The sequence below is a fragment of the Bacteroidota bacterium genome (assembly GCA_018266835.1).
Classification (GTDB): domain Bacteria; phylum Bacteroidota; class Ignavibacteria; order Tepidaquicellales; family Tepidaquicellaceae; genus JAFDZO01.
In genome coordinates this window covers 478,413-502,328 of the sequence record JAFDZP010000005.1, presented here as the reverse complement: position 1 = coordinate 502,328, position 23,916 = coordinate 478,413, and the positions used below count along the sequence as shown (strand labels likewise).

Annotated in this window: 14 protein-coding genes; 12 read left to right on the top strand and 2 right to left on the bottom strand. The window is 34.4% G+C overall.

Features of this window, described 5'->3' with window-relative positions:
• Positions 1 to 684: 684 nt before the first annotated feature.
• Together JST55_14930 and JST55_14925 are read right to left on the bottom strand one after the other, a co-directional pair.
• Positions 685 to 1,086, bottom strand: a complete 402-nt coding sequence (locus JST55_14930; protein MBS1494808.1) for a hypothetical protein — start codon at positions 1,084 to 1,086, stop codon at positions 685 to 687.
• Between the two features lie 157 nt (positions 1,087 to 1,243).
• Entirely contained in the window at positions 1,244 to 1,489 is a 246-nt protein-coding gene (locus tag JST55_14925) for a helix-turn-helix transcriptional regulator (protein MBS1494807.1), read from the bottom strand.
• Between the two features lie 533 nt (positions 1,490 to 2,022).
• On the opposite strand from JST55_14925, the gene JST55_14920 reads away from it, so the two are divergent.
• The 12 genes from JST55_14920 to JST55_14865 all read left to right on the top strand — a co-directional run bounded on the left by JST55_14920 (position 2,023) and on the right by JST55_14865 (position 23,914).
• A complete protein-coding gene (locus JST55_14920) occupies positions 2,023 to 4,137 on the top strand; it encodes a T9SS type A sorting domain-containing protein (protein MBS1494806.1) in 2,115 nt (704 codons plus the stop codon).
• A 316-nt stretch (positions 4,138 to 4,453) separates the two neighbouring features.
• Entirely contained in the window at positions 4,454 to 5,941 is a 1,488-nt protein-coding gene (locus JST55_14915; GenBank protein ID MBS1494805.1) for a T9SS type A sorting domain-containing protein, read from the top strand.
• Positions 5,942 to 5,951: 10 nt separating this feature from the next.
• Complete coding sequence (locus JST55_14910) at positions 5,952 to 7,220, top strand: T9SS type A sorting domain-containing protein (protein MBS1494804.1); 1,269 nt, start codon at positions 5,952 to 5,954, stop codon at positions 7,218 to 7,220.
• 33 nt (positions 7,221 to 7,253) lie between these two features.
• Positions 7,254 to 8,189, top strand: coding sequence for a T9SS type A sorting domain-containing protein (locus JST55_14905; GenBank protein ID MBS1494803.1), 936 nt, complete (start codon positions 7,254 to 7,256; stop codon positions 8,187 to 8,189).
• Between the two features lie 31 nt (positions 8,190 to 8,220).
• A complete protein-coding gene (locus tag JST55_14900; protein MBS1494802.1) occupies positions 8,221 to 10,419 on the top strand; it encodes a T9SS type A sorting domain-containing protein in 2,199 nt (732 codons plus the stop codon).
• Positions 10,420 to 11,062: 643 nt separating this feature from the next.
• Entirely contained in the window at positions 11,063 to 12,595 is a 1,533-nt protein-coding gene (locus tag JST55_14895; GenBank protein ID MBS1494801.1) for a T9SS type A sorting domain-containing protein, read from the top strand.
• 11 nt (positions 12,596 to 12,606) lie between these two features.
• Positions 12,607 to 14,796 (top strand): T9SS type A sorting domain-containing protein, encoded by a 2,190-nt coding sequence (locus JST55_14890; GenBank protein MBS1494800.1) that lies wholly within the window; start codon positions 12,607 to 12,609, stop codon positions 14,794 to 14,796.
• Positions 14,797 to 14,807: 11 nt separating this feature from the next.
• A complete protein-coding gene (locus JST55_14885) occupies positions 14,808 to 16,976 on the top strand; it encodes a T9SS type A sorting domain-containing protein (GenBank protein ID MBS1494799.1) in 2,169 nt (722 codons plus the stop codon).
• Between the two features lie 916 nt (positions 16,977 to 17,892).
• Entirely contained in the window at positions 17,893 to 18,309 is a 417-nt protein-coding gene (locus JST55_14880) for a T9SS type A sorting domain-containing protein (protein MBS1494798.1), read from the top strand.
• 11 nt (positions 18,310 to 18,320) lie between these two features.
• Complete coding sequence (locus tag JST55_14875; GenBank protein MBS1494797.1) at positions 18,321 to 20,423, top strand: T9SS type A sorting domain-containing protein; 2,103 nt, start codon at positions 18,321 to 18,323, stop codon at positions 20,421 to 20,423.
• A 32-nt stretch (positions 20,424 to 20,455) separates the two neighbouring features.
• On the top strand, positions 20,456 to 22,612 hold the full coding sequence (locus tag JST55_14870; protein ID MBS1494796.1) for a T9SS type A sorting domain-containing protein: 2,157 nt from the start codon (positions 20,456 to 20,458) through the stop codon (positions 22,610 to 22,612).
• 33 nt (positions 22,613 to 22,645) lie between these two features.
• A complete protein-coding gene (locus JST55_14865; protein ID MBS1494795.1) occupies positions 22,646 to 23,914 on the top strand; it encodes a T9SS type A sorting domain-containing protein in 1,269 nt (422 codons plus the stop codon).
• Positions 23,915 to 23,916: the final 2 nt, after the last annotated feature.

The window sequence follows — 23,916 nt, the reverse complement described above, 5'->3', positions numbered from 1 at the left end:
TTATAATTAATAATTAATAATTAATAATGAATAATTTTTTCCCTCCAAATTTTCTATCACCTTCTTATAGTTAATAATTAGTAATTAATAATGAATAATTTTTATTCTTTCAAATTTTTCTATCACAGATTTAAAATTATTCATTACACATTATTAATTATTCATTAGATAAATGCTCCGGCAGCGGATTTTTCCCCTGGCAAACCACTGCCGATTACGAGCAAGTTCTTATAATTAATAATTAGTAATTAATAATGAATAATTTTTTTCGTTTCAAAATCTTCTAACTCCAATTTATGATTATGGTTAATGAATAATATTTCCCTTCTCAATTTTTCTACTACCGTTTTACAATTATGAATAACAAATAATAATTTCCTTTTCAAATTTTCTACTACCGATTTAGAATTATTAATTAGATAAAAGCTCCGGCAGCGGATTTTTCCCCTGGCAAACCACTGCCGATTACGAGCAAGTTCTTATAATTAATAATTAATAATGAATAATTTTTTTCCTTTCAAAATTTTCTAACTCCGATTTACAATTATGGATAAAGAATAATATTTTCCTTCTCAATTTTTCTACTGCCGTTTTACAATTCTGGATAATTAATATTTTTCCCTTTTTAAATTTTCTATTACAAATTTAGAATTATTAATTACTCATTATTAATTATTAATTAGATTACGCCAGCTTTCTTACCTCCGGCTCGATGTTGCGTTCAATGTTGCAAATCTGAGGCGGAAGATTTATTCTAAAAAGAAAAGCAGTTTCCATGCCGCGATCCCATGCACTTTCCTGTCTTCCCCAGTAAAATAAATATTCAGTGTAATCTAAGGCGTTATCATATGACTTACGGTTCTCTCCCATGCCTGAGTAGAGATAGACGTAGTCTCCCTCCCTTACCTCGCAGTAGGGGAACCAGTAAGTGTGCTTAAATTCATTCGATGCAGAGTGAAATTCTGTATAAGAGGAATCGAACAGGATGTAGTTATGCAAATTGGTATCACGAAGGACTTCAATAAGAATATATTCGGAGTTTAATTTCCCTCTTTGATATGCTGAAATGATTTTCAGTTCATACATAATGATAAGCAGATAGTTAATGAAAATTTTTAGGCAAAGTAATGCCTTCTCATTTCCGACTGTGCCTATCGAAAGATGAACAAATAATTTATTTTATATTTTAGGATTTACTCCCCCTAAATCCTTTTTATGAAAGTACTATCGCGGTAAGCAACAGCTAGCTTGAAATTGATGTCTCCGGTAAAAAAGCCCGCGGAGAGCATTTAAAAATATCCGCTAACTTATTTATATGATTCAGGTTGTACTTGCTCGTATAGTTAGAGCTTTCGACCTTTCCGATAAAACCCGGTGATACATTCAGCAGATGGGCTAATTCACTTTGTGAAATGCTTTTCTGCATTCTTTTCTCTCTTGCTGTATTGATAACGAACTGCTCTATATCTGTCGTTTTGTTTGACTTCATGAGTATTCAAAAAAAACCAATTTTAGATTAACATACACTTGCCTATAGAGAAGTTTTAATTATCGAATTTTCAGAACCTCGAAATTAAACTCAATTTGAACAACGCAAGTTCTTACCTAACTTGGTTACAACCACTCACTATAAATCAATTTAAAACTTAAAAACGATAAATTCAAAACAATTAGTTGGGTAAATACCTGAAAGCTTTTTCCGTATTAATACTGAAAATTTTCTTTAAATTTTATTGTAACATTTTCTTAAAATAAATAACATGTTTGCAAATTTAAAAAACTACTTTAACTTATTTTACTTACCAAAAGGATAATAAAATACTTTCTTTTTATTTTTTTAAATCTTAATTTTATCATATTAAACATTCCTCAAAAGAGAAATTAAAAGATAATATTGTAACTCTTTGCTTTCCCTGTAAAGAAATATATTTTAGTTTTTATAAAACCTATTCCCATTTTTTAATCTGAATTTTTTTTACCAATTTTTTTTCAGTCACTCTTTCAGTAAATTAATTCACAGCTATGAAAACAAAATTTTTCTCACTTATTTTAATTCAGGTGTTATTTCTGTTTGTAAACTCCCTTTACTCACAGCCGGGTTGGAATAGAATTTCTCAGAATGTAACTGCGCAGGATTTAAATGAAGTCAAGTTCCTTAACTCACAGACAGGGTGGGCTTGCGGAGGTACAGGTGCAGTAATAAGAACCGTTAACGGAGGCGCTACGTGGTCTGTTGTTCCTACAGGTTCATCCGCATATTTTAATGCCGTTCAGTTTGTGAATGCGCTGACAGGATGGATTGCTGCCGATGTAAATAATTTTAAGAAGACTACCGACGGAGGCGATACCTGGGTAAATCAGGTTGTATCCGGTACAGGAATTCTAAACAGATGTTATGCGCTTACTGACCAAATCTGTTTTGCTGCAGGAGCACAGGGAAAGCTTTACCGCACGATTGACGGCGGAACAACATGGACAGTGATTCATTCTGCAAATTCAGATTACAACAGATTCAGCTTCATAAATAATCAGACCGGATGGATATCAGGAACTAACTACGTAATGAAAACTACAAACTGCGGAGATACATGGACTCAGTTTTCTTTAACAGGTCCAAACAGAGATTTAAGTTTCATCACTGCTAATACTGGCTGGGTTGTAAGTTATCCTAATGTAAGAAGAACAACTGACGGAGGAGATACATGGCAGACATTTGCAGTTGCCGATTCCGGAAATGTTTTTGACGGAGTAAGATTTTTAAATTCTCAGACAGGTTATATAATAGGCTCTTCAAATTATTACTACAAAGGAAGAATTTATAAGACAGTTAACGGCGGCGCAACATGGACTAAACAAAAAGCTTACCCTTCATTCGGATTCTACGGTTTGGAGTTTACTAATACGCTGACAGGCTATGCAGTCGGCAACGGCGGTATGGTTTATAAAACCACAACAGGCGGTGAGCTTTATGCATCAAACTGGATTTATGCCAGAACTGCTTCTACCATGCAGGATTTGAATGAAGTTAGATTTTTAAATCCGTTAACAGGATGGGCTTGCGGCGGTAATGGAGCATTGATAAAATCAATTGACGGAGGCGCAAACTGGACGGCAGTTCCAACAGGTTCAACTGCTTACTTCAATGCAGTTCATTTTGTAAATGCAAATACAGGCTGGATAGCTGCCGATGTAAACAACTTTAAAAAGACAACTGACGGCGGCGCTACATGGATAAACCAGTCAGTTGACGGAACCGGAATAATAAACAGATGCTATGCTCTCAGTGCTCAGATTTGTTTTGCAGCAGGAATTGACGGCAAGCTTCACAGAACAGGCGACGGCGGAAATACATGGCAGGTAGTAAAAACTGCAAGCTCGGATTTTAACCGCTTCTGTTTCATAAACAGTCAGACAGGATGGGTAACAGGACAGGATAATTTATACAAAACAACCGATGCAGGATTAACATGGGTACAGTCATCTGTACCTGGAAGCAACAGGGACATTTCATTTATCAATGAAAACACAGGATGGATTCCTAACTTCCCTGATGTAATAAAAACAACAGACGGCGGAGCAACGTGGAACAGCTACTATGTAACTGCGCAGCCCGGTTCTGTATTTTTTGGAATCAGATTTGTGAGCGAGCAGGTTGGATATTGCATCGGAGTAGATTACAACAACGGAAAAATTTTCAGAACTCTTGACGGCGGCGCAACATGGGCAGAGCAGGTTATTCCTTCTGTTAACGGAATATACGGCTTACATTTTTACGATGAGATGACAGGATGGGCAGTCGGCTCACGCGGAAATACTTTCAGAACAATTGACGGCGGGTTTACTTTTGTCGGTCAGACTTCCGCACAGGTTCCAGAAAGATTTGCACTGAAGCAGAACTATCCTAATCCGTTCAATCCATCTACAAAGATAAATTTTGATATAAAAAATTCTTCGTTCGCATCTTTAAAAATTTATGATATAAGAGGAAGAGAAGTAAGAACTTTGATTAACGAAAATCTTTCTGCAGGAACTTATGAAGTTAATTTTAATGCAACCGAGCTTAACAGTGGAGTATATTTTTATACACTGAAAACAAATGATTTCAGTGAGACAAGAAAAATGATATTAGTAAAATAGAATATTAGTATTTATTCGTATAAAAAAAAATCGCAGGGCAGCAATTGCTTTGCGATTTTTTTTTGCTTTTAAGTGTAAATCTGAAAATTTTATTTCAGATAATATTTAAAGACAAGTTTATGAAAAAAATATCAGGGTGAAAAAAAGTTGATAAAATAGTCACTGTTGTTATGTACTAAAAACATGAAAGCTGGTAACTTTACAATTTTTAGTTATTAATTTAAGATTTAAAAGCAAAATCGCCCTTGATTTTTGTTATATTTAGTATTAAGTTTTATTAGAAATACACTTCTAAACTTCAAACCGGAGGTAAGCTATGAGAAGCTTAGTACTTCCTTTAAAAGCAGTTTTAGTAATTTCCATTCTATTTTTATTTTCAATTTCATCTCAAAATATATTTGCTCAGTTAGCAAATTTCGATACCGTAAGAACACTGATCTCTTCAGCGGATTATGATTATAAAAATCCTGTTTTTGAAAGTAAGAGAAATACGGGTCCCTCATCAACATCTTCATGGCTTGTTTATGAAAGATATAAATCAAACGGAGCAAGCGATATAATTGTAAGAAAGGCTTCGTTTACAGGATACGCAGAAGAAGTTGTAATTACAAATTCAACAACTGAACAAAATATAAATCCTGCAATATATAATGATTTTCTTATCTGGCAAACAAATAAAAATGGGAACTGGGATTTAAATTATTCTATCTACAACGGAACAAGCTGGTTGTCTCCTCAAATTTACACTCCCAATACTGTCAGTAACGAAGAACAGCCCGCAGTCTTAAATTTATCTGATTTTGTTCTGGTAGCGTTCAACAGAAACTCCGATATATTTTTAAACAAGTATATAAAAGCAACTCAGCAATGGGATTCTGAGATAAATGTTACGGATACAATTTCAGAATCATGTTACTATCCTGTTCTGGAATCAGGCGGAAGTCCTTTCTCTGTAGTATTTCATAAAATGATTAATGCCGTTAACTCTAAGGTACGAATCCGAAATTTTAATACTACAGCAGCAACAGGTTATACATGGCAGTCAGGGTATGAGATTAATTTGTTAACAAGACCTCATAAAATCAGGACATCATTCAGTGTCGATTCATATCCATATTATCTTATAAATTACAATAATTCTATTGTACCGGTTATGTCCGGCGGAACAGTTGGTTCAAATATTACTACTTATATTCAGGGTTTTAACAGCTTTGGTAAAGGTGTTTTTATGCCGTTTATAACTGATGCTTTAACGCTCACATACTTCAGCGCTTTTGGATGCATTACAAAAAGAAATGACTCTACATTCATAAGTCTTTGCAGGAGATATGCCGTTACGCAAAATAATCAGGTAAGGCAAATATATATTTCAGATACTACCGGAGTTCAGAAATTTGATATCAGCACTCCGCTGTTTACCGGTCCTACTTATAAAATGCGTGCATTGTGGGAACAGAAGATAAACGGTAAAACGGCATTGGTGGAATCATGGGCAGTTGATGTGATAAATGATATTTCATCGGCGCAGGAAAATATAAATTATGTACTTGAGCAGAATTATCCCAATCCGTTCAACCCGACTACAAAAATAAATTACGAGATAAAATCATCCGGATTTATAAGCTTGAAAGTTTTTGATTTACTTGGGAAGGAAGTTGCAGCTCTTGTAAACGAAAAGCAAAACGCAGGAAGCTATGTAGTGAATTTTAATTCATCGGAGTTTAATCTTCCCAGCGGAATATATTTTTATACTCTGAATGCAGGGGAATTTAAAGAGACAAAGAAAATGGTAATGGTAAAATAAATCAAAGATTATGAAAAAATTGATTATTGTTCTGATGGTTTTGTTTGCAGCGCAAAATATTTTTGCGCAGAGCGGATGGTTCGTTCAGTATCGTAATGATAGCTTGAGCGAATTTACAAAAATTGTATTCCCAGATTCTGTTAACGGGTATGCATTTCGCCCGGGGGGATTATTCAAAACAACTAATTCTGGTATAAACTGGGTAAGACACGACTTCATAAACAACAATTTTTCAACAGCAGAATTCTTAAATAAATATAAGGGACTTTCTGTAGGTAGTAATATAGCTTCATTAATCAGAACATCGGATGGAGGTTTATCCTGGGACTCAATTTACACTTTTCCAAACACAATTAGATTTATTAAATTTAAAGATTCTAACACAGTTTTTGTTTGCTGCAATGAAAGTATTTATAAATCATCTAATGGAGGAAATAGTTGGAATTTAGTTTTAAACGCTTTTTATGTTGGCTCTAAAAATCATTCAATAATATTTACTGATTCGTTAGTTGGATATATGGCCTCACCGAGTGAGATATTCATTCCGTTTTCAACATATCAAACAATTGTTTATAAAACTATAGACGGCGGTAATTCATGGAGTAATATATCCTATCTTAGTAATATTTATTTTAGTCAAATGAAATTCATCAATGAGAATACTGGGTTTGCCTCTACTTTATACAGTGGCATTTTAAAAACCACAAACTCAGGTGTAAATTGGTTTCCTATTTATTATAATTCACAGCAGTTTAATTTTATTGAGATAGTTCAATATAATAAAATTTATATTCCCGGTTTTGCTTCACCAGATGGCGGAATAAATTGGTATGCACAGAATTTAAATACAATTAATCCAATTTACTTTAAATCTGCACAATTTATTAATAACAATACGGGATTTATAGTTGGGGGAGGACCTAATATGTCTAATCATTTTGCTTTCATATTCAAAACTACAGATGGAGGAGGAATTACAGGTATTACTTACATTAACTCTAATGTATCGGATCATTTTTCTCTTTCCCAAAACTATCCCAACCCTTTCAACCCAAGTACAGTTATCCTTTATCAGTTGTCAGTAGCCGGATTTACAACTCTCAAAGTTTTTGATTTACTCGGGAAGGAAGTTGCTATGCTTGTAAACCAAAAACAAAATGCAGGCAGTTATGCAGTAGATTTTAATTCATCAGAGTTTAATCTCCCCAGCGGAATTTATTTTTATACTCTGAATGCAGGGGAGTTTAAAGAAACAAAGAAGATGATTTTAATTAAATAAAGAAATGAATCCTAAAACTAAAACAATACAGCCATGAGAAAGCAAAAATTAGTTTTAATCTTGGTGATAATTTTATTTTTATCACAAAATATCTACTCGCAATGTAATATATCAAATACTTTCCCTCTGAAAATTGGGAATATTTTCTATTTTAAAAATATTGATATCAGTTATCTCCCATATCATAATATAACTACATATTACAGTTGTCCGATTTTAAAAGATAGTGTAATGAACTCGCACAGATATTTTTATATGTCAAATTATAGTGGTTATAGCGGTTGGTGGAGAGTTGATTCTCTTACCGGAAATTTATTTACATTCGATTCGGCAAATTCCTGTCCGAATTATTATCGGGAAATATTATTCGATAGTCTTTGTGTCTCTTCCGGAGATAGTGTGAATAAATGCGGTACTTCAACCATCCATTGTACAAGTAATGAAAACCATACACTGTTTAACCAAAGCAACGAGTCGCGGCATCTTTTTGCTTCCGGAGGGGTTCCCGGCCTTTTTTCCTCTACTCTGGATAGAATTTATGATGCAGGATTTGGTCTTGTTGTGACTGTCAATACTTTCAGCGGTTTACACGGTATAGGCGGGAACGTCACCACTACTCTTATCGGGTGTAAAATAAATGGAGTAGTATATGGAGATACAAATACTGTGTCCGTTCAATTTATATCTTCAAATATTCCTTCTGAATTTTCATTACACCAAAACTATCCCAACCCGTTCAACCCAAGTACAGTTATCCGTTATCAGTTGTCAGTTGCCGGGTTTACTACATTAAGAATTTTTGATTTGCTGGGAAAAGAAGTAGCAACACTCGTTAACGAAAAACAAAATGCAGGCAGCTATGCAGTGGATTTTAATTCTTCGGAGTTCAATCTCCCAAGCGGAATTTATTTTTATACTCTGAATGCAGGGGAGTTTAAACAAACGAGAAAGATGGTTTTGGTAAAATAAAAATTAATAACGAGTAATTAATAATTTCGATATGAAAAGGTTTATCGCTGTAATAATAATTTTGTTTTTATCGCAAAATATTTTTGCGCAATCCGGGTGGCAGTGGCAAAACCCAGCTCCTCAAGGTAATGATTTATACGATGTACAATTTGTAAATGCTAATACTGGTTATGCCGTAGGGGAAAAAGCTACCGTTGTTAAAACTACAAATGGAGGATTAAGCTGGAAAGTGTATCAAATCCCTACATCTATTAGTTTTAATAGATTAAGTTATTTATGCGCAGTAGATTCTTTAGTGGTTTATGTAGCAACCGGTGAAAGTAAAGCTTTTAAAACAACAGATGGTGGTGAAAATTGGATAAATTTGCCTGACATGCCGGATATAAATTTTTTGTCAAATGGTAGAGTTTTCTCTTTTTTAGACACAAATACCGGGATTATGATTAATAATGGTCAAACTTATAAAACAACTAATGGTGGTTTTTCGTGGGTAGTAATTTCTACTTTAGAAGGGAATCCCGATCTTGATGATATTTATTTTACTTCTAATCAAGAAGGTTATATTAGCACATATGAAAACGGTCCGGTTTATAAAATCTTTAAAACAACCAATCAGGGTTTAAATTGGTCTATATGTTATCAAACCAACAATTTTTCACGTATAAAAAATATTCAGTTCATTAATTCATCTAAAGGATATGCATTTTATGAGTATTCAGATATGGGAGGACCTCACTATATCAATATATTGAAAACTACAAATCAAGGGTCGAACTGGAATTTAGTTTCGCATTCTATAACTAGTAATAGTTATAATCGGGTCTTTTTCTCCGATGACGGTTCAGGGATATTAATGGGTGTGGATATTGTTCCAACTTTTGCTAAAAATAATTTCTATAAAACAACAAATGATGGTGTAAACTGGAGTGACGCGGGGATCTATGGAAGAGCAACTGCCATTAACTTCCCCCAACCGGCTATTGGATATGCAGTAGGATTTGGAGGATACATTTATAAATCAACTGACTTTGGTAATAATTGGACTTGTATAAATTCTCTTATAGGTGATGTATTTAGTTTTAATACCTTATCCTTTCCAAATAATAATACAGGATACATAACCGGCTCAGAGGGTATAATTTTAAAAACTTCTAATTCCGGTGAGAACTGGAGTTCATCTCAGATTGGTCATAAAAATTTAACATCTTCTTATTTTCTAAACTCAAATACGGGATATATAGGAGCTGATAGCAATAAGATGTATAAAACTACAAATGGTGGAAACTCCTGGGATACTTTAGCCACTTACACTTCTGCAAACCCCATAACGTCTATTTATTTTGTAAATGAACACGTTGGTTTTTTTGCAAACAGTTATTCAAATGCTGTGAGCAAAACTACTAATGCAGGTATAAGTTGGACTCTTATTCCATTTACAATTATTTACGGAAGTATGAATTCACTTCAATTCACAGATTCACTTACGGGATTTTTGTATCAATATTATTATAATCCCACCGGATTTCCTCCGCAGCGTTATACTTACATTTATAAAACTACTAACCAAGGTGAAACCTGGTCATTAATTTCATCATTTTTTAATAATGTTCAGGCAACCGGTCTTAAATTTATTAATGCAAATACAGGTTACATGAATGCTAACAAGATTTTAAAGACAACTAATGGAGGAGTAAACTGGGCAGAAGTGCTAAATACAAATGATCAAGGAGGTATAGACGTATTGGATATGAATACGGTTTATACAGGAAGCTATAAATCTACGAATGCAGGATTGAATTGGACTTTATATAATACAAAAGCGCAATCTATTTCAGGAATTCACTATATTAATCAAACCACAGGAATAATTATTTGCGGAAATAGCGGAGGAATTTTGAGAACTACAGATGGTGGAGAAATTATATCGTCAGTTTATGGCATAACTTCAAATGAAATTACTGATAATTTTTCTCTTCACCAAAACTATCCCAACCCCTTCAACCCAAGCACAGTTATCCGTTATCAACTATCAGTTGCCGGGTTTATAACATTAAAAGTTTTTGATTTACTAGGAAAGGAAGTTGCAGCGCTTGTAAATGAAAAACAAAATGCGGGAACCTATGCAGTAGATTTTAATTCAACGGAGTTCAATCTTCCCAGCGGAATATATTTTTATACTCTTAACGCAGGGGAGTTTAAAGAGACAAAGAAGATGGTTCTGGTAAAATAAAAAAATTGTTATGAGAAAATTTATAATTATAATTTTAGTTTTGATTGCTTCGCAAAATATTTTTGCACAGGTCGGGTGGCAGTGGGTAAATCCTTTACCGCAAGGAAATGATTTATCATCCTGCTCTTTTCTAAATGCAAACACGGGTTTTGTTTTAGGCGGCTTGGGAACAATTATGAGAACTTCCAATGGAGGGCAAAATTGGAAAATACAAAACATAGAGAATAAGTCAATATGGTTTCAGTCAGTTTATCCGATTGATAACTTTGTAGCTTATTTGGTAGGAAATATTCATAGTCAATCTATATATAAGGATTACATCTATAAAACCACTAACGGAGGAGATAATTGGTTTCTTGTATCTGATTCTATTCTCTCAATTAATAACTGTGCTTTTGTAAATGCTAATACCGGATTTTGTGTCAATTCTGATGGAAATCTTTATAAGACAACTAACGGTGGATATAATTGGAAAAAAGATTTAAATAATCAGGGAGTTTATATCTATTTTAGTTCAGAGCAAACGGGGTTTAAAACTTCAGGAAATCCGTTACAATTATTCAGAACAACAAATCAAGGCGTAACCTGGACACCTTGTTTTCAATTACCATACTCACTTAATTGTTTTAAATTTTTAAATGAAATGACAGGATACTTATCTTACGCAACTTCAACTATGTTTTTTTACAAGACAACAAACGGAGGATTAAACTGGGATGCTCTGCCAACCTATACACCAAACGCTTCGACATATACTGATTATTATGTCAATTTTACAAATGATTGTACCGGATTTATAATAGAGAATACGTGGAATTTGGCTGTGCAGCAAAGGCAGGCTTTTAGAACTACAAACGATGGAGCAAACTGGATAAATTTAGGAATATACGGAAGTGCACTGAACTTCAGTTTTCCGCAGCCTGATATCGGATACGGTGTAGGTCCCGGAGGTTATATAGTGAAAACAACCAACTATGGTTACAACTGGTCTTGCATAACTTCACAATTCGGATGTATAGGAAAATCAAATTATGTGGACTTCATAAATTCTCAAATAGGCTACGTAGTGGGAGAAAGCGGAGCTGTGTTCAAAACAACCGATACAGGGCTAAACTGGTCTTTGCAAAACATTGGCAATTATAAATTAACTTTTGCAAATTTTATAAATACGTTAACCGGTTATGTTGGCGGTTCAGGCATATCTACGGTTAATTTATTTAAAACTACTACGGGTGGTATGCAGTGGGACACTATTCCATACAATTTTTATAGTGCAATTACCTCAATTTATTTCATTGATGCAAATACAGGTTTTGTTACAGACGGCGGAAGTTATGTTTTTAAAACTACAAATGGCGGATTAAATTGGAGCACCACAGGGATTGGCCACAGCGCGCCAACAAAAAATTTTGATGTTCATTTTGTCAATTCCACCACCGGATTTGTTCTGAATAATTTTTATTCTGGATATCCAATTCCGGGACCGGGTTCAACTGAAATTTATAAAACAACCAACACTGGAGAAACATGGAACAGTTTGGGATTTATTTCAGCACCTTCACTTTCTCTCAAATTTGTTTCAGAAAACACAGGTTACATTAACAGAGGAAATATCCAAAAAACAACAAACGGGGGCTTGAACTGGTTTGCTGTTTTAAATACAGGAGATGCAAGAGAAATTAGAACTTTAGCTCCGAATACTGTTTATGTCGGAAGCTATAAAACAACAAACGGAGGAACTAACTGGACATTCTATAATACCAAAGCTCAAAGTATAAATTCTATACAATATCTAAACGAGTTAACGGGCTTTATTGCAGGAGGAAACGGTGCGGGGATTTTGAAAACTACTGATGGCGGGGAAATTATTTCGTCAGTTTATGGAATAGCCTCAAATGAAATTCCCGATAAATTTTTGCTGCATCAAAACTACCCCAATCCCTTCAACCCAAGCACAGTTATCCGTTATCAACTATCAGTTGCCGGGTTTATAACATTAAAAGTTTTTGATTTACTAGGAAAGGAAGTTGCAGCGCTTGTAAACGAAAAACAAAATGCAGGCAGCTATGCCGTAGATTTTAATTCAGCAGAGTTTAATCTCCCCAGCGGAATATATTTTTATACTCTTAACGCAGGGGAATTTAAAGAGACAAGAAAGATGGTGCTGGTAAAATAAAAATTTGGATTATGAAAAAATTAATTTTTATATTGGCGTTATGTTTGCTTACAGGAAATGTTTTTGCGCAAAGCGGGTGGCAGTGGGTGAACCCTTTACCGCAAGGAAATGATCTTTTCAATGTGAAGTTTGTGAATAATAACACAGCATTTTCTATTGGTGAAAAAAACACTGTAATGAAAACAACCAATGGTGGTATAAACTGGAACGTTAAAAATATTGGAAATGCAACTGGTAGATTAATTTATATAAGTATTGTAGATTCTCTGGTTATTTTTGTTTTAAATATTCAGCAAAATTTATTTAAGACAACTAACTCCGGAGAGAACTGGGTTCAATTACCAAATGTTCCGGATATGAACTATAATTCCGATTTGAATATTCTGTCGTTCATAAATTCAGATACCGGTTTTTTTTCAGCTCATGGAGATATATATAAAACTATAAATGGTGGATATAATTGGAATCTTATCTATTCCTTAGGAGCAGGAACAGTTTCTGCTGATTTATTTTTTATTAATTCACAAACAGGTTTTTTTAGTTATTTTAGTGATTCCACAAGGATTCTTAGGACAACAAATCAAGGTTTAAATTGGAATGTTTGTTATAAAAGAGATAGTTTATTTCAGATAAAAAACATTCAATTCCTTAATACTAACGTTGGTTATGCTTTTTACGAAAATTTACTCTTTGGAGGTCCTAGTCATGTGATGATTTTAAAAACAACTAATTCAGGGTTAAATTGGTTTAATATACCAAAATTTATAACACCATATTATTATCATCATATTAATTTTTTTAATGAGGGTACCGGAGTACTTTTTGAAACCAAAACAATAGCAAATGCCCAGAATCTGAAAGCATATAAGACAACGAACGACGGTTTAAATTGGGATGTTGTTGCAAATTATAATTCCGCAATAACAGCAAATGTAATGCAATCAGGCTTAGGATTTATTGTAGGGTTTGGTGGAAGTATATTCAAAACTTCAAATAGTGGTTCAAATTGGAATTATTTAAACTCATCGTTAGGTGAATTAGCGGGGTTAAACACATTAAAATTTGTAGACAGTACGACAGGATACATCACTGGTGCTGCCGGAATTTTTTTGAAATCCACAAATCAGGGACTGAACTGGGTTAGATCAAATATAGGATACAATAACCTTACTTCTTCTTTTTTTATAAATTCTCAGACAGGATACATAGGTTCCGAGAAGAGTAAATTATATAAAACAACAAATTCTGGAAACAGCTGGGATACAATATCATTGCCATTCCCACATCCCGATCCAAGGACAATTTATTCAATATATTTTATTGATAGTAATATTGGTTTTGCTGGCTCTGAAACATATATTTATAAAACTACAAATGCAGGATTAAATTGGAAAAACGTTTTTGAAACAGGAAGTAATATTATTAATTCTATTCACTTTATTAATTCAACAACTGGATATTTTTATAATTATAAATGGTCTTATTCTCCAGGTAATCCTTCATATTATATGATATACAAATCAACAAATAGCGGTGATAATTGGAACTCAATTTATTACGAAACCAATTTAAATACTGTAGCAGGGAGTGTAAAATTTATTTCAAGTGATATCGGTTATAGAAATTTAGGGGGAGCAGTTTATAAAACATTAAATGGAGGATTAAACTGGTTTCCAATATTAAATTACAGTGATGGTACAGAAATAAAAATTTTACCGAATTCTATTATCTATCTAGGAAGTTATAAATCTACAAATAATGGGGTCAATTGGACAGTTTATGAAACTAAAGTTCAAACTATAAAAGATATTCAGTATATAAATAATCTTACAGGATTTTTAATTGGAGGTAACGGCGGAGCAATTTTAAGAACTACAGACGGTGGAGAAATTATTTCGTCAGTTTATGGCATAACTTCAAATGAAATTACTGATAATTTTTCTCTTCATCAAAACTATCCCAACCCCTTCAACCCAAGCACAGTTATCCGTTATCAACTATCAGTTGCCGGGTTTATAACATTAAAAGTTTTTGATTTACTCGGGAAGGAAGTCGCAGCACTCGTAAACGAAAAACAAAATGCAGGCAGCTATTCAGTTGATTTTAATTCAACGGAGTTCAATCTGCCGAGCGGGATTTATTTTTATACTCTGAACGCAGGGGAGTTTAAAGAAACAAGAAAAATGATTTTAATAAAATAAAATAATAGGCTATGAAAAAAGTAAATTTCTTTTTTCTCGCAGTTATTTTTTTAATTTCGTCAGATTTGTATTCCCAGTCAGGATGGCAGTGGCTCAATCCCATTCCACAGGGAAACGGAATAAAAAAAGTTCAATTTTTTAATGATAACATCGGCTATGCAGTTGGCCGAAGTAACACTGTAATTAAAACAACAAACGGCGGAGCTAATTGGGTAGTTGTTAATAATGGCATACGCGCACTCATTGGAACAGGAACAGATTTATGGAGAGGCAGGCTCAACTCTCTTGAAATTATAGATGAAAATACTGTTATAGCAGCAGGGAACGGTATAATAAAAACTACGAACGGTGGTACAACTTGGTTTTCAATCGGAGGTGATGTGACAAGTGTTACCGGAGTTGCCTTCGCAAATAGTAATACAGGTTTTGCATGTACTTCACTGGGAAAATTATACAGAACAACTAATCAGGGTGCTCTTTGGCTGCTTAACGGAACGTTCGGTACAGAAATAGGAGATGTTTATTTTGCATCTGAACAGGCAGGAATGTTTTGCGCGCAGATATCCGGTAATGCCGTAGTTTATTCTACTACTAATTGCGGAGATTATTGGTCACAGGCTTACACGGTTTCCGGTTTTTTTATTCATCATTTTGATTTCGTTAATCAGGTGACGGGTTATGCTCTTGCCGATAAATATTCATTACCCGCAAAACTTTTAAAATCTACAAACGGTGGAGTAAACTGGCAGCTTCTGAGAGATCTTCCTTTTGGTACAGGTTCAGATAACAGCTTTGAAATGGTATCGGAGCAGGCAGGCTGCATTTATACAAATGTTGTCAACGGAACGTTCAGAAGAACAACCAACGAAGGAATAAGCTGGGACTCGATTCCCATAAGGGATGTTCCTACCTACGGTACGTTTGCCCTGGCTTTTAATAACACTTCAACAGGATTTGCAATGGGAACCGGAGGTGAAATTTTTTACACCTCTAATTCCGGAAGCAACTGGACCTGTAAATCTTCTCAATGGGGAATACTTCCTTCTTTATATTATGCAAAATTTTTTGATGAGAATAATGGAATTCTGCTTGGGGCAGGTAATATAATAAAGACATCCAATGCCGGTGTAAACTGGAACTTGTATAAGGCGAACTGTAATTTTTATACAGGATATTTCCTGAATGCGCAAACAGGTTACTCACTTGCATTTGATTCTCTCGTAAAAACAACAAACGGGGGAGTGAACTGGAGCTTATCAGGGAACGGAGTATTTCCTAACGGTCTCGGTTCTATTTACTTCTTTGATGAAAGTACCGGTTTTGTGGGAGATGGACTTGGGAAAATATTCAGGACTTCAAACGGAGGAACAAACTGGTCGGTACAGACATTGAATACAACTACTGAATATAATAGTGTAGGCTCAATTCAGTTTCTTGATTCTCAAACAGGTTATTTATTCAATGCGCATCAGCAAACTTGCGGCTTATGTCCCCCTACCTATACAACTGTATTTAAAACTGTTAATGCAGGGCTCAACTGGAGCTCTGTTGCTTCGTTCTCCAATGTATATTTCAACCGAATGAAATTTATTTCTGCTTCATTAGCATACGCAGTTGCAGTGGATGGTGTTTATAAGTACACCGGCACATGGACTAAGATATTGAATTTGCCCAAAAGCACAATGGCTCTTGATATTGTGCTTCCTTCAACTATTACAGTTGAAGGTTTCCGTTCTACTGATTCGGGATTAAACTGGACTCCTCAGGATCAGCAGGAAGAGGATGTTTACGATATGTATTTCGTAAATCAGAATACAGGGTATATCGTGGGTTACGCAGGAGCAATTTTGAAAACAACAAACGGCGGCGAAACGATTTCAGACATAAGAAATGTTAACAGTAATGTTCCTGAAAATTACTCGCTTTCCCAAAACTACCCCAACCCGTTCAATCCCTCAACGCGGATTAATTACGAATTACGAAATTCGAATTTCATTTTACTAAAGATTTTTGATTTACTTGGGAAGGAAGTTGCAACGCTTGTAAACGAAAAACAAAATGCAGGCAGCTATGCAGTGGATTTTAATTCGACTGTTTTCAATTTGCCCAGCGGTATATATTTTTACACCCTGAATACAGGGGAGTTTAAAGAAACAAGAAAGATGATTTTAATAAAATAATATAAATGTATTCTAAAGCTAAAATAATACTCCTATGAGGAAGCAAAAAATAGTTTTAATCCTGATATTGTTACTTTTATCTGCAAACGTTTTTGCGCAAAGCGGGTGGCATAGCGCATTCTCCGAAACTGGAAATTATACATTTAATGATATTTATTTTAAAGACATGCAAACCGGATTTGCTGTAGAAAACGCAGGTATTGTTTTTAAAACTACAAATGGCGGAATAAACTGGACACAGATATTTCAAAATTCCCTATATCATTTTTATTTGATAAAGTTTTTTAATGATTCAGTCGGGTGTATATTTGCTGATGAAGGTAAAATATTCAGAACAACAAATTCTGGAATTAACTGGACAGAAATAACTACTCCGGTGCATGATAATAAAAATGCTGAATGCTTTATAAATCAGTTTACCGGATATGTAGTTGGTACTTCAGATTATGTGCATAAAACAACTAATGCTGGACTAAGTTGGGATAGCCTTAGATCTAGGCTATTTGTATTGACCCCACCAAATTATAACGACGTATATTTTATTAATGAGAATACAGGATGGATTTGCTCTGCTCTTAATTATTATTACATGAGTTATACTTTATATAGAAATTATATTTACAAAACTACAAACGGTGGAGTAAACTGGAATTATGTATATTATAGCGAAAGTGAACAGCAATTATTTAAAATAAAATTTTTTGATGAAAATACAGGTATATCTTTTATAGGAAATAAGATATATAAAACTACTAATAGCGGCACAAATTGGTCTGTTTATAGTGAAAGTTCAACTTTCACTTTTAAAAGGCTTTATATGCTTAATAATAATACAGGGTGGATGACAGGTATGCAAGGAACTAATCCGGTAATATGTAAAACTACAAATTCAGGTTTGAATTGGTTTTTACAATGCATTACATCACCGTCTCAAGGTCTCCTTTCTCTTTATATATTAGATGAAGATAATGCATGGGCTTGCGGAGGGAATAACACAATCCTAAAGACAACTAATGGAGGTGGGTTTATATCCGGTGTGAATTTAAATTCCACAAACATCCCCGATAAATTTTCATTGAGCCAAAACTACCCCAACCCGTTCAATCCCTCTACAAAAATAAATTATGAAATAAAAAATTCAGGGTTCGTGAGTTTGAAAGTTTTTGATTTGCTTGGAAAAGAAGTTGCAGCGCTTGTTAACGAAAAACAAAATGCAGGCAGCTATGCAGTGGATTTTAATTCATCGGAATACAATCTTCCAAGCGGAATATATTTTTATACCCTGAACGCAGGGGAGTTTAAAGAGACAAAAAAAATGGTGCTTATAAAATAAAACATCCCGCTATGAGAAATCTCAAAGTACTTTTAATATTTATTCTGTTTATTTGCCACGAAAATTTGTTTTCACAGGTTGAATGGCAGTTGCTAAATCCCAGACCTTTTGCGGTTAGTAACAATTCTGTTTATTTTATTAATATAAATACAGGATGGATTGCCGGAGCAAATGGTAAAATTTTGAAGACAACTAATGCAGGATTTAATTGGGCAATTTCAGATGCGGGAGCGATATTCGACATTTATTCTATTTACTTTGCAAATGATTTAACAGGATGGGTTTGCGGTACAGGGGGGAAAGTTTTGAAAAGCACTAATGGTGGAGATAACTGGACCTCTGAAAACAGTGGTTTGACAGTTGATTTGTACTCAATTAAGTTTAGAGATGCCAATACTGGAGCAATTTGCGGGGTTAACAATAATTATAGTATTACAACCAACGGCGGAACTAACTGGATAGTTCAAAATTCATTGACGGCAGGAACTCCCACATATTACATAAAATATTTTGATAATTTCTCAGGTATTATGATTGGTGATAATTTTGTAGCCAAGACATTGAATGGCGGGGTAAATTGGTCAACGATTCCCAATAATATGGGAGTCGCAACTTCTATATATTTTTTAGATAGTTTGCTCGGCTGGTATTTTAACGGAGGAATTCCTAATGCTTTAGTAAAGACAACAAATGGTGGCACAAACTGGAATATAATCTGTGAAATTCCCGGTGTCAAAATTAACTCTCTTTATTTCCGGGATAGTTTACAAGGCTGTGCATTTTCTTCTGAAAATTTATTTTATAAAACAACAAATGGAGGAGTAAACTGGACCTCTGCTGCTCAGTCATACGGTCAAATGGTTAATACTGCTATGTTCTTTAATGACAGCTTGAATGGTTATTGTGTTTCAAACAGAGGGAGTATTTTGAAAACCAACAATTGGGGTGCAAATTGGATTAACTATATAACTAATCCAACTCCTGAAAATAATATTGCTCTTGATTTCATAAACTCTAATACGGGTTGGAGCGGAGGAAATAATATTCTTAAGAAAACGACAAACAGCGGAAACAACTGGATAATAAGCACCTTGCCTCAAGGAGTTAAAATTTTTACAATTGAAGCACTTAGTAATGATACAATTCTTATTGGAGGATATGCACCAAATGGTATTTCATCAGGGGCGGTAGTTTATAAATCAACAAACGGAGGAATTAACTTTTCAGAAAGGATGCAATTACTCGGCGGAGGAATATCTGATTTTTGTTTTATCAATTCTCAAACCGGATGGGCGACTTGTGAATACGCAAACAGGTCATATAAGACAGTAAACGGCGGACTAGATTGGGTAGAATTTGCCCAATATGGTTCAAAAAGTACATTTTTTATAAATCAGAATACAGGCTGGCTTTTAACTGATGTTATCCCTGTAAAATTACAGGCAACAACAAATGGAGGTACCAACTGGACAATTTATACTACTCCTACAACAAACGGAAAGCTAAGATTTATTAATGCTACAACTGGTGTTTTTTTGGGGAGCTATTTGTTTAAAACAACTAATAGCGGAGCTAACTGGAGAACTATAAATAATATTTCAAATGTCAGCTCATTACAATTTGTAAATGATTCAATAGCATGGTGCGTAAGCGGTTCAAATATTCTATACTCTACAAATTGTTGTGAAACCTGGTCTATCGCAGCAAGTTCTAACGGAATACCTTTAACAAAAATAAATTTTATAAATTCAAATTCAGGTTGGGTTACGGGAGAAGCAGGTATAGTTTTACGAACTACTAACGGAGGAAATGTTTTTATTTCTTCGGTATCATCAGAAATTCCGGATAACTATTCTCTTTCCCAAAACTATCCAAACCCGTTCAATCCTTCTACAAAAATAAATTATGAAATTAAATCATCGGGATTTGTTACACTCAAAGTTTTTGATTTGCTTGGAAAGGAAGTTGCAACACTTGTAGACGAAAAACAAAATGCAGGCAGCTACGCAGTTGATTTTAATTCGTCGGAATTCAATCTACGAAGCGGAATTTACTTTTACACTCTGAACGCAGGGGAGTTTAAAGAGACAAGAAAAATGGTGCTAATAAAATAAAAAATGAACCCTATAACTAAAACAATACAGCTATGAGAAAGCAAAAATTAGTTTTAATATTGGTGATGTTGATTTTCACAGGAAATGTAATTGCGCAGAGCGGGTGGCAGTGGGTAAACCCAACTCCGCAAGGAAATTCTTTAAACGATTGTCAGTTCATCAATGAAAACGTAGTAATAGCAGTTGGGAATTATGGAACAATTTTAAAATCGAGCAATGCAGGATCAAACTGGCAACGGATTAATTTAACTACTACTGAAAATTTTATAAAAATGTATTTCTCAAATGCGTTAACCGGGATTGTAGTAAGTACTTCCGGATATAAAATTAGAACAGTTGATGGGGGAATAAATTGGTCTGTTATAAATAGTCCTACAACCGGCAATGTAACTACAATGTCTTTTTTCGATGCAAATAATGGAATCATTGCCGGTTTTAATTCTCTGCTTTATAAAACAACTAATGGTGGTTTAAACTGGATTAGTATAACAACACCATTTAATGTAAGAAGTATAAGAAATGTAAGTATGATTAACGAAAATCAGTTTTACGTCTTTTGTGAAGCTAATTATATTGTTAGCGAAGGAAGCTGGCAAACAATTGAATTACCTAACGTATTATGGCACAATGTATACATTGACAAAAGTAATCTCAATAAGCGGTATCTATGCGGTAATTCTAAAATTGCATATACTAATAATGGGGGAGGGAACTGGAAGGTAAGCAGAGATATACCAGCTGATATATATGAAATTATGCCATTTGATTCTTTGAACATTGTAACATTAGGTACGGCTGGTATTTATAAAACTACAAATGGCGGGAATTTTTGGTATGATGTATTCGACCATGCACATTTATGGATTGTACCATTCTTAGGAATGTCATTCTCAACCTCCGGTAATGGAGTTATTGTTGGAACGAATGGCTTAGTATTCTCTTCATCAAATTCAGGTGAAAATTGGCAATGGAAATATAATTCAGAGAAATTAGGCAAACTAAGCGTAGTTAAAAAAATAGGATTTAATTCTGTTTTAGCCTTTGGAGTAACAGGCAATTTTCTAAGGACAACAAACGGAGGTGATGGATGGTCTTCTGAATGGATAAATAACGGCAAAGATTTTTCAGATGCAATATTTCTGGATAGCTTAACAGGCTTTGCTTCGATAACTAAAAAAGACGGATCACCAGTTCCGCCTTTCTTTTGGGTTTATGGCGGAATTTATAAAACAACCGATGCAGGAGCGAATTGGAGCAATATTTATTCAAGCAGTCAATATCTCGTTAAAGGTGTAAGTTTTACAAATATTAATACAGGTTATATTTCAGGAAGTATGGAAACAGTTACTACACAACGTGAAGCTATTTTAAAAACTACTAATGGTGGATTAAATTGGACATCAATTTATGAGGCTCCGAATAGAAACAGTATACTTTACAAAAATTGTTTTTTAAATGAACTTACAGGCTATGTTAGCGGAGACTCAGGTAAAATTGTTAAAACAACTAACGGCGGAATTAATTGGATTAATGTTCCGGTAAATACTAGTAATAGTTTCACTAATGTAAAATTTTTTAATGAATTAACAGGATATGCTTCCGGAAATTCAGTTAATTTAGCTTTTACTACAAACGGAGGACAAAACTGGAGTCTAATCCCAACGAGTGCAGATTCAGCTATTAATTCAATTTATTTTTTTGACGTGAATAAAGGTTATGTTTTGAGTAATAGAAAACTTAGTTTCACTTCAAATGGAGGCAGTAGTTGGACAGCTCAAAATATTTATTGCGAGTATGGCTTGAATGATTTAGTATTTACCGATTTAAATACCGGATATATAGTAGGGGAAACCGGAACAATTCTAAGAACAACAGATGCAGGAAATGTTTTCGTCTCAAATACATCTTCTGAAATCCCTGACCATTTTTTACTACACCAAAACTACCCCAACCCCTTCAACCCATCAACAAAAATAAATTATGAAATTAAATCATCGGGATTTGTTACACTCAAAGTTTTTGATTTGCTTGGAAAGGAAGTTGCGACTCTTGTAAACGAAAAACAAAATGCAGGCAGCTATGCAATAGATTTTAACTCATCGGAGTTCAGTCTCCCCAGCGGAATTTATTTTTATACTCTTAACACAGGGGAGTTTAAAGAGACAAAAAAAATGGTTTTAATTAAATAAAAAAATAAATTCTAAAACTAAAATAATGCAGCCATGAGAAAGCTTATTTTATGTCTTCTGCTATTTGTAATGCTATCATCAGTAAAAGCCCAGCCCGGCTGGAATTTGCAGTTTTCAAGTGATACAGTTTCGGGTTTCTATTATGTTGGCTTTCCTGATATTTCTAAAGGTTATGCTTTAAGAGCGGGACAGGTTTTCAAAACATCAAATTTAGGTTTAAGTTGGCAGATTTACACATTCCCGCGCGCACTTTTTTATACTGCTTATTTTTTAAATAAGGATACGGCATACTCAGTGGGTTCAACAGGAGGAACTCTAATCAGAACTTATTCGGGCGGAACGGCATGGGATTCTTTATATGAATTTCCCGCTGATATCGTCAGCCTAAAATTCTTTGATGTGAATACAGGCTTTGCAGGCTCATATCAGGGAAAAGTTTATAAAACTACGAACAAAGGTGTAAGCTGGAGTATGGTCCTTCAGGTAATTGAAGATTTGGATACAAGGATAGAATCATTTTACTTTCCTAACTCTTCCACAGGATTAGCGTGTGCATCTACGTATATTTCTGCAGGTCCTTTTTCGAGTTACTCAACCAGAATCTACAAAACAACTGACGGCGGGGCTAACTGGGCTACTAATTATTTATTGAATGGGATATATATAACTGAAATGAAATTTGCCGATGAAAATACCGGGTACGGCTCAACCTTATTCAGCGGTGTCGTAAAAACTACCAATGGAGGAGTAAACTGGTCACAGGTTTACACTTCAGGGCAAATAAATTGTATTGAAGTACTATCGGCTTCAAGAGTTTACATACCGGGTGCAGTAACAACAAATGGCGGAGCAACATGGCAAACACAAAGCTTGCCTGAATCATCTTTCTTTTTAAGGTCAATATGTTTTGTAAATATAAATACCGGATTTATAGTAGGCGGCCGAATTCCAAATGACGGAAGTACAGCCAAAATATTAAAAACAACAGACGGCGGAGTGATAGCTGTACAGCAAATTTCTTCTGTTGTACCCGATAAATATTCGTTAAAGCAAAATTACCCCAACCCGTTCAATCCAACTACGAGAATTAATTACGAATTACGAAATACAAATTACGTAAGCTTGAAAGTTTTTGATTTACTCGGTAAGGAAGTGGGGACTCTGGTAAACGAAAAGCAAAATGCAGGCAGCTATGCGGTGGATTTTAATTCAGCAGAGTTTAACCTCCCCAGCGGAATATATTTTTATACTCTGAATGCGGGAGAGTTTAAAGAGACAAGAAAGATGATTTTAATAAAATAAAA

Bases quoted from the DNA above. Each gene is read 5' to 3' on its own strand.
- JST55_14930 (MBS1494808.1), bottom strand. From the start codon at position 1,086: ATGTATGAACTGAAAATCATTTCAGCATATCAAAGAGGGAAATTAAAC.
- JST55_14925 (MBS1494807.1), bottom strand. From the start codon at position 1,489: ATGAAGTCAAACAAAACGACAGATATAGAGCAGTTCGTTATCAATACA.
- JST55_14920 (MBS1494806.1), top strand. From the start codon at position 2,023: ATGAAAACAAAATTTTTCTCACTTATTTTAATTCAGGTGTTATTTCTG.
- JST55_14915 (MBS1494805.1), top strand. From the start codon at position 4,454: ATGAGAAGCTTAGTACTTCCTTTAAAAGCAGTTTTAGTAATTTCCATT.
- JST55_14910 (MBS1494804.1), top strand. From the start codon at position 5,952: ATGAAAAAATTGATTATTGTTCTGATGGTTTTGTTTGCAGCGCAAAAT.
- JST55_14905 (MBS1494803.1), top strand. From the start codon at position 7,254: ATGAGAAAGCAAAAATTAGTTTTAATCTTGGTGATAATTTTATTTTTA.
- JST55_14900 (MBS1494802.1), top strand. From the start codon at position 8,221: ATGAAAAGGTTTATCGCTGTAATAATAATTTTGTTTTTATCGCAAAAT.
- JST55_14895 (MBS1494801.1), top strand. From the start codon at position 11,063: ATGACAGGATACTTATCTTACGCAACTTCAACTATGTTTTTTTACAAG.
- JST55_14890 (MBS1494800.1), top strand. From the start codon at position 12,607: ATGAAAAAATTAATTTTTATATTGGCGTTATGTTTGCTTACAGGAAAT.
- JST55_14885 (MBS1494799.1), top strand. From the start codon at position 14,808: ATGAAAAAAGTAAATTTCTTTTTTCTCGCAGTTATTTTTTTAATTTCG.
- JST55_14875 (MBS1494797.1), top strand. From the start codon at position 18,321: ATGAGAAATCTCAAAGTACTTTTAATATTTATTCTGTTTATTTGCCAC.
- JST55_14870 (MBS1494796.1), top strand. From the start codon at position 20,456: ATGAGAAAGCAAAAATTAGTTTTAATATTGGTGATGTTGATTTTCACA.
- JST55_14865 (MBS1494795.1), top strand. From the start codon at position 22,646: ATGAGAAAGCTTATTTTATGTCTTCTGCTATTTGTAATGCTATCATCA.